Annotated in this window: 7 protein-coding genes and 1 pseudogene; 3 read left to right on the top strand and 5 right to left on the bottom strand. The window is 66.6% G+C overall.

Annotated features, from left to right (window positions below; translation table 11 throughout):
* From NTX40_01740 to NTX40_01730, 3 genes are all read left to right on the top strand, one after another.
* On the top strand, window positions 1–364 hold a 364-nt coding region (locus NTX40_01740), incomplete at its 5' end, for a hypothetical protein (protein ID MCX5647806.1).
* Between the two features lie 19 nt (window positions 365–383).
* The gene (locus NTX40_01735) at window positions 384–1190 is read left to right on the top strand and encodes a tetratricopeptide repeat protein (GenBank protein ID MCX5647805.1); all 807 of its coding nucleotides are present in this window, start codon (window positions 384–386) and stop codon (window positions 1188–1190) included.
* Window positions 1191–1232: 42 nt separating this feature from the next.
* A complete protein-coding gene (locus NTX40_01730) occupies window positions 1233–1883 on the top strand; it encodes a bifunctional precorrin-2 dehydrogenase/sirohydrochlorin ferrochelatase (protein MCX5647804.1) in 651 nt (216 codons plus the stop codon).
* 45 nt (window positions 1884–1928) lie between these two features.
* Here the strand turns inward: NTX40_01730 and NTX40_01725 are convergent, their stop codons facing one another.
* From NTX40_01725 to rsxC, 5 genes and pseudogenes are all read right to left on the bottom strand, one after another.
* Entirely contained in the window at window positions 1929–3554 is a 1626-nt protein-coding gene (locus NTX40_01725; GenBank protein MCX5647803.1) for a hypothetical protein, read from the bottom strand.
* 72 nt (window positions 3555–3626) lie between these two features.
* A complete protein-coding gene (gene scpB / locus NTX40_01720) occupies window positions 3627–4154 on the bottom strand; it encodes an SMC-Scp complex subunit ScpB (protein MCX5647802.1) in 528 nt (175 codons plus the stop codon).
* On the bottom strand, window positions 4147–4785 hold the full coding sequence (locus NTX40_01715; GenBank protein ID MCX5647801.1) for an FMN-binding protein: 639 nt from the start codon (window positions 4783–4785) through the stop codon (window positions 4147–4149). The genes scpB and NTX40_01715 overlap by 8 nt, the downstream gene beginning before the upstream one ends.
* On the bottom strand, window positions 4782–5732 hold the full coding sequence (locus NTX40_01710) for an RnfABCDGE type electron transport complex subunit D (protein ID MCX5647800.1): 951 nt from the start codon (window positions 5730–5732) through the stop codon (window positions 4782–4784). The genes NTX40_01715 and NTX40_01710 overlap by 4 nt, the downstream gene beginning before the upstream one ends.
* 8 nt (window positions 5733–5740) lie before the next feature.
* Window positions 5741–6865 (bottom strand): annotated as a pseudogene (rsxC, locus tag NTX40_01705) (electron transport complex subunit RsxC).
* Window positions 6866–6902 lie beyond the last annotated feature (37 nt).

The raw sequence follows: 6902 nt of genomic DNA, 5'->3' as shown, positions 1-6902 counted from the left end.
CGCGGCCGCGTGCGAAGAAGGCATCGGCGGCAGCGAGTTTACGGACCTCGTGATGCGGGGCCTCGGGCACGAGGCGTTCCTGGCGGAGGTGACGGCCGAGGGGGCCCCCGTCGTGAAGGACCAGTGGGCCCTGGAGAACCTCGCGAAGGCCGCCCGGCACGGCGAGATTCTCTTCTGGTCGGACCGCCTGCCGCGCGATTTCCAGCAATCGGCCTTGAAGGGGTTCGTGACCCCCGTCGAGAGCCTCCAGGCGGGCCTCGAGCGCGCGTTCGACAAGCACGGCCCGGAGGCGCGCGTCATCGTCATGCCCAACGGCCCGTACGTCCTGCCGTACCTCAAGAACGGTAACGAAGTGACGGAGTGACGCAGGAAAGGGGGATGCCATGTCGGCCGAATCAACAACCGGTGCCGCGCCGCAACCAGTGAGGCGTACCGTAGATGCAGTTTTGGCGGTTATCGTCGTGGCAGCATTGCTGCTTACGTCTTTTGCCGTGGTGTTCGGGGAGTATCTGCGCGACCGTACGGGCAGCGAGTTCTATCTTGTGATTCCGCTGGTGGTGTTCTTCGCGTCGCCGGTTGCGCTTATCGTCTTCTGTGTGCGGCTCGTCGTATTCTGGCGGCGACTGCAAACGTGGGGGCGTCTGACGCGGATGGTTTTTCCGTTCGTTGTCATCCTGGGATGCGTCTTGGCCCAATTCCAAGGACTGTTCCACCGTCTTGACAAGGCCGTCCACTCTTGGGTCAGGCCGCAGGCCACCGAAGTTGATTTCCTGGATTTGGCCCGCCTTGCGGCCGAGACCGGCGGGGATAGCGAGCAGGCTGCCGCAGGGCACGACATCCTGGCACTTCCGCTCATGTTCGAGAATCTTGCCGACGCCGAGGCGCACCTCCGCAAGTCGCTCGAGATACGCGAGAGACTCTACGGCCCGGTCCATTCCAGGGTTGCATTCAGCCTGCGGAACTTGGCAAGGGTTCTCAGCATGCAGCGCAAGTTCGAGGAGGCCGCGGCGGCCCTGAACCGCGCCCTGAATATCCAGGAAGGTGATTCCGGCCCGGACTCGGACGCGGTTGCCGATATCCTGTCGGAATACGCCGACGTCTTGCAAGAGATGAACCAGAGCAAGAGGGCGGCAACTCTGCAAACTCGCGCGAAGGCAATACGTGACAAGGCGCAGGAGATACGCCCCTGACGTTCATTGTGTCGCCCTAGCCGCGAGAGTATACTGCATACCATGACCGAATCGCGTTTCGCCTATCCGATTGTGTTGAATCTTTTCGGCCGCCGGGCGCTGGTGGTGGGCGGCGGGGAGGTGGCGCTGCGGAAGGCCCGCGCCCTGGCCGACGCCGGAGCGCGCGTTCGCGTCGTCGCGCCGAAACTCGTGGCCGGCTTTACCGAGGACGGGCGCTTCGAGTGCCTCGCAGTTCGCTATGAGAAGCGGCACCTCGAAGGGGCGCTCGTCGCCGTCGCCGCGACGGACGACGAGGCGGTCAACCGCCGCATCGCCGAAGACGCGCGGGTGGCCGGCGTCCTGGTGAACGTCGTGGACCGGCCGGAGTTGTGCGACTTCATCGTCCCCGCGCAGGTGAGGCGAGTGGATCTCCTGATCGCCATTTCGCCGAGCGGCGCGGCGCCGAGCCGGGCGCGGCGGCTGCGGGAGCGCCTCGAAAAAGAGTTCGGCCCGGAGTACGCGACGCTTCTTGAGGTCTTGCGCGAGGTGCGTGAGGACTTGAAGCAGCGGAATCTTGCGCCGGAGGTTCGCCGGCGGCTCTTTGAACGATTGACGGAGGACGACCTCGTCGCCGCCGCACGGCGGGGCACGGAGGCCCTCCGCACGACCGTTGCCGCAGAGGTGGCGAAGGCGATCGCCAAGACGCGGGCGTGAGGGCGCCCGCCGGGCACTTCTCTCGCAAAGGAGGAGTCCGCCGGCCTATGGCTTGGCGGGCTCAATGCGCCATCGCACCGGCGCGCCCGGCTTCAACTCCACGGGGATGCCGTCCTGCAACTCGCGGCCGGAGAGCGTCTTTTCGGCGCCGGTGGTCATGTCGCGGACGGTGTAGCGCGCGTCGGCCTGGACGGTGAACCACTCGGGGAACTGGTTGATGCGCGGGTAATCGACCGGCAGGTGCATGTTGGCCTTGTGGCGGGGCTTGTCGAAAAGGACGCAGCCGGTCCACGGCTCGTCGGCGGCGAGGTTCAGGCACACGGCCTGGCCGTTGCGGACCGAGCCGATGCGGACGTCGGCGCGCCACGGGCGAACGGTCGCCCCCTGGGTCTTCCAGAGTGCGTACATGATGGACGTGCGGGCGAAGTTGCCGTCGCCGTGCCAGCCCTCGATGACGCCGTCGGACTTCTGGATGGCCCACATCATGCGGGTCTGGCTGTCGATCCAGTCGGCGGCGGAGGGGACCGGCTCGCGGTTGAAGAGGTTGATCGCGCCCTCGATGGAGTCGGCGTAACCGTCGGCCGAGCGGTCGGCCCAGGCGGCGCCGACGTACTTGCCCTTGAGGTTACCCAGGGCCTTGATCACGGCGTCGCGATAGGCCTCGGTCTTGTCCACGAGCCAGACGGTGTAGAACCCGTTGTAGGTATAGCCCCACGTGTCGGCCAGGCCCTTGCTGTGTTCGCCGGTCTTGGGATTGAACTCCACATAGAGCAGCCCGTCGTCATTGCGGCCGGCTTCGAGGATGCGGTCGAACATCTCGTGGAGCGGTTTCTCGTAGACCTTCTTCTTGGCGGGGTCGGCCAGCGAGAGGGCGACATACAGTTCCGTCAGGCCATTGATGACCTCGCAGCCGTGGTCTGCCAGTCGCAGGCTCTTCATGTCGCGCGTGGGATGGTGGCCGCCCAGCAGGTAGTAATCGCCCAGGCGGACGGCCCAATCGAGGTACTTGCGGTCGCCCGTGAACCAGTACACCCGCGAGCAGGCCTGGAGCAGGTCGCCGTTGACCTCGAAGTTGAGCGTCGGGATCTTGCCGAACGGCGTGTCGATGGGTGCATTCTTCCATATATCGTCCAGGAGGCCCGTCATCCGCTCGGACCACGGGCTCTTGCCCAGCCATTCCGTCAGCGGAATCAGGCCGTCCTTGACGTACTCCGCCGCGCCGAAGATGATGGCGTCGAGATTCGGTTGCGGCGTCGCAAAGCCCTGCTTCGAGAAAAGGAAATCGTCGGGCAGGCGGTCGCTGCGGCTCGTCAGCCGGGTCTCGGCCCGGAGCATCTCGAGCATGCGGCCGTCGAACATCGGCCGGTCCGTGAGGGCGCACGTGAGAACCATAAACGGATAGTTGTCGGCGGCGGCGTCCTTGGCGTTCCAGCGGTCGCGGTCGCCGCTCAGGTTGCGGGGAATGAGGCCGCTCTTCGGGTCGGCGTGGGCCAGCCAGCCTTCGACGTATTTGTGGCAGCGGGCGAAACCCTCGTTGGCGAGGCGGCCGTTCTGGTCGGCCTCGCCGAAGATCGCCTCGTCCTCGGCCGCGCGGGCGTATCCAGCGGTGGCGAAAGGAAACGGCAGTGCGAGACTCAGCGCCGCCAGGACCGCAATCCATCTTCGTTCCATGTTGTCCTTCCTGAAATTCCCCCCACGCGTATGAACCGGCCGGCGGGGAAAACGGTTCGGCGATTCCGCCGCCTACGGCTGAACGAGTTGCTTGGAATCGGGCAGATCCTTGACGCTCGACAGGCCGAACGCCTGGAGGAACTTCTTCGTCGTGCCGTAGAGCAAGGCCCGGCCGAGTTGTTCGCTTCGTCCGGCGATGCGCACCAGGCCCTTTTCCATGAGCGCCCTTATCATGTCGCCGCACGCCACGCCGCGGATGTCCTCGACCTCGGCCCGGGCGACGGGCTGCTTGTAGGCGATGATGGCCAGGGTCTCGAGCGCCGCCTGCGTCAGCCGCGCCTGTTGCCGCGCCCGAACGAGCGGTTTCAGATACTTGTTATACTCGGGCCGCGTGAAGAGTTGATACCCGCCGGCGACTTCCTCGATGGTGAAGGCGCGGCCCTGGGCGTCGTAGTCGGCCAGGAGTTCCTCGACGCACCTTTTCACCATGCCGACGGCGACGTCTTCGCCGGCGGCGTCGGCCAGGCGGTCGGCGCTCACGGGCTGGTCGCTCGCGAAGAGGATGGCTTCGACGATGGTTTTGAGGGGCGTTTCACTCATTCGCACCTGCTCCCGTCCCTTTTTTTCCGGCGGCGTCGCGAATCTGCTGGACGGCCTGCTCGACCGCGCGTTTCGTCGCGTTCGACGTAATCGTCGCGGCCGTGATGGCCTGCACCTGACTGAACTGCTCCGGTTTCTTTCCCGGAAATTGGTCGAGGAACGGATTGATGAGTTGCTCGGTTTTCCCCGCCTTGCTGGGGCCGAACAGTTTTTCCCACAGCGTGAAGTTGGATTTTTGTTCGGCCACGGTCGCGCCGAGGCCGGGCGTCTCCTGCTGCGAGAGGACGACGACGCGGAGGACGGCCAAGTCTTCCGCCCGCACGCCGACCATGACCTTGAGGAGGCTCGAATAGCCTTGGGCCTCGCCCTGGGCGACGTAGGCGACCGTCCGGCCGGCGGAATCGCGTGCGGCGTAGACGGCATCGGCGGCCATGGGCGCGCCGGCGATGGGCGCCTGGGGATCGACCGAAGCGCCTTCGGGGCAGACGTCCTGGATGGCCTGCTCTTTGATCCGAAGGTCGCGGCGCTCGATGTCGCCGCGGAAGAGGCCGTAGAGTGCCGCCACCCCCCCGCCGATCACGAGGCAGGCGACGCTGAGAATCACGACGAACTTGGCGAGGTTGCGGATCATTTCTTGTGTCCGAAGATTCGCGGCTGCGTCCAGCGGTCGATGAGCGGCACGGTGGTGTTCATGAGGAGGATCGAGTAGCACACCGCCTCCGGGTAGCCGCCGTACAGGCGTATCAGGATCGTCAGGGCCCCGCATCCGAAGCCGAAGAGGAGCATGCCCTTATTCGTCAGCGGGCTGGTCACCATGTCGGTGGCCATGAAGAAGGCCCCCAGCATGAGGCCGCCGCCCAGCAGGTGCATCGCAGCGAACTTGAGCGCAAACCCCGGCCCGTACGTGATCATGGGATGCCATCCGGCCTCGCCGGCTTGGACGCCGCGCTCGACGAGATGGAGCGGCAACAGCACGGCCCCGAGGGCGACGGCGGCCAGGTATGCCAGAGGTACCTGCCAGCGGACCCAGCCCTTGTAGATAAGGTAAAGGGCGCCGAGGATGAGCAAAAGGGCGCTCGTCTCGCCGATGCTGCCGTAAACGTTCCCAACGAACCAGCGCCACAACTTCGACCAATCCCCGACGAACATGAACTTCGACACATCGGCATCATAGAACCCTTCAGTTGCGATACGTTTCAGGATGGCCATCGGGCTGGCACCCGAGACCGCGTCAACCCCTTCCGGCACCCCTTCGAGGACGGTTCCTACATTGCTCACGAAGTGCCCGCTGTTGAGCAAGGGGTACGCCGAGGGGTTCAGGTCCGTCGGGTAGGCGACGTGGACGAAGGCGCGGCCGACGAGGGCGGGGTTCCAGATGTTCGCCCCCAGGCCGCCGAAACATTGCTTGGCGATGGCGATGGCCACGAACGCGGCGACGATCGGCACGAACCACCGTGCCTGGGCCGGCAGACAGAACGCCACCAGCAGGCCCGTGACGACGGCGCTCCCGTCACCGACCGTCGCCTTCTTGAGGCGCAGGCGCGTGATGACGGCTTCGGTGATGACGGCCGTCGCCACCGCCAGGCTTTCTCCGCCTCCGCCTTGAGTTTGGCCTGGGCCTGGTGCTCGCGTTCGCGCTGGCGCGCCAGGGCCTTTCGCTTCTCCCCCCGCAGCATTTCCACCAGATGCACGATCCGCCGGTGGGCCGGACACACGTAGGCGCACAACCCGCACAGGATACAATCCATCAGCCCGTAGTCCATGGCGGCGTCAATGGCGTCGAGGTCGCCGTCGAGGAACGCTTCCCCGAGGATCGAAAGTCGGCTGGGCTGGAGGTACGACGGGCAGTGCCGGACGCACGCCCCGCAGCGGATGCAGGGGTCGTGCTCATAGACGGCGGCCTTGCGGAACGCCAGGACGCCGCTCGTCCCCTTCGTCACGTAAAGGTCCGTGGTGAACTGGGCCTTGCCCATCATCGGCCCGCCGAGGATGAGCGATTCGAAGCCGTCGGCCACCTCGGCGCGCGCCAGAAGCGCCCCGAGGGGCGTTCCGATCCGCGCGAGGAAGTTCCCCGGCCACCGCGCCGCGTCGCCCGCGACCGTGAGGGCCCGCTCCGTCAGGGGCCGGCGGCGCGTGACGGCGTCGGCGACGGCAGCGGCCGTGGCGACGTTCTGCACCACGACGCCGACGTCGGCCGGCAGGCCGCCCGTCGGCACTTCGCGCCCCAGGCAGGCAAGGATGAGTTGCTTCTCCGCCCCCTGCGGGTATTTCGTGCGGAGGACCTGGACGCCCCCGGCGTCGAATCCGCGGACGGCCGACTGCATGGCCTCGGCGGCGTCGGGCTTGTTGTCCTCGATGGCCACCAGGCCGCGCGACGCGCCCGTCGCCGCCATGCAGATCCGCATCCCGGTGACGATGTCCTCCGGCCGCTCGAGCATCAGCCGATGGTCGCACGTGAGGAGGGGCTCGCACTCGGCCCCGTTGATGAGGATCGTGTTGACCTGTTTGCCTTTCGGCGGGGCGAGTTTGACGTGCGTCGGGAACGTCGCGCCGCCCATGCCGACGATGCCGCCCTCGGCCACCGCCTCGCGGATCTCGTCGGCCGACAGGCGCGACCAGTCGCGCGGCTCGTCGCACCCTTCGGCCCAGGCGTCCCGGCCGTCCGGTTCGATGGCGACCGCCTGGACCGTCCGGCCGGTGGCGGCATCGATGACCGATTCGATGCCCGTGACGGTCCCGGACGTCGGG

The sequence above is a fragment of the Planctomycetota bacterium genome (assembly GCA_026387035.1).
Lineage (GTDB): Bacteria > Planctomycetota > Phycisphaerae > FEN-1346 > FEN-1346 > JAPLMM01.
The sequence above is the reverse complement of the archived record's forward strand: the minus strand, read 5'-3'. Positions and strand labels throughout refer to the sequence as shown.

What these genes read in the sequence shown, in the direction of transcription:
- NTX40_01735 (MCX5647805.1), top strand. Translation starts at nt 384, where the DNA reads ATGTCGGCCGAATCAACAACCGGTGCCGCGCCGCAACCAGTGAGGCGT.
- NTX40_01730 (MCX5647804.1), top strand. Translation starts at nt 1,233, where the DNA reads ATGACCGAATCGCGTTTCGCCTATCCGATTGTGTTGAATCTTTTCGGC.
- NTX40_01725 (MCX5647803.1), bottom strand. Translation starts at nt 3,554, where the DNA reads ATGGAACGAAGATGGATTGCGGTCCTGGCGGCGCTGAGTCTCGCACTG.
- scpB (MCX5647802.1), bottom strand. Translation starts at nt 4,154, where the DNA reads ATGAGTGAAACGCCCCTCAAAACCATCGTCGAAGCCATCCTCTTCGCG.
- NTX40_01715 (MCX5647801.1), bottom strand. Translation starts at nt 4,785, where the DNA reads ATGATCCGCAACCTCGCCAAGTTCGTCGTGATTCTCAGCGTCGCCTGC.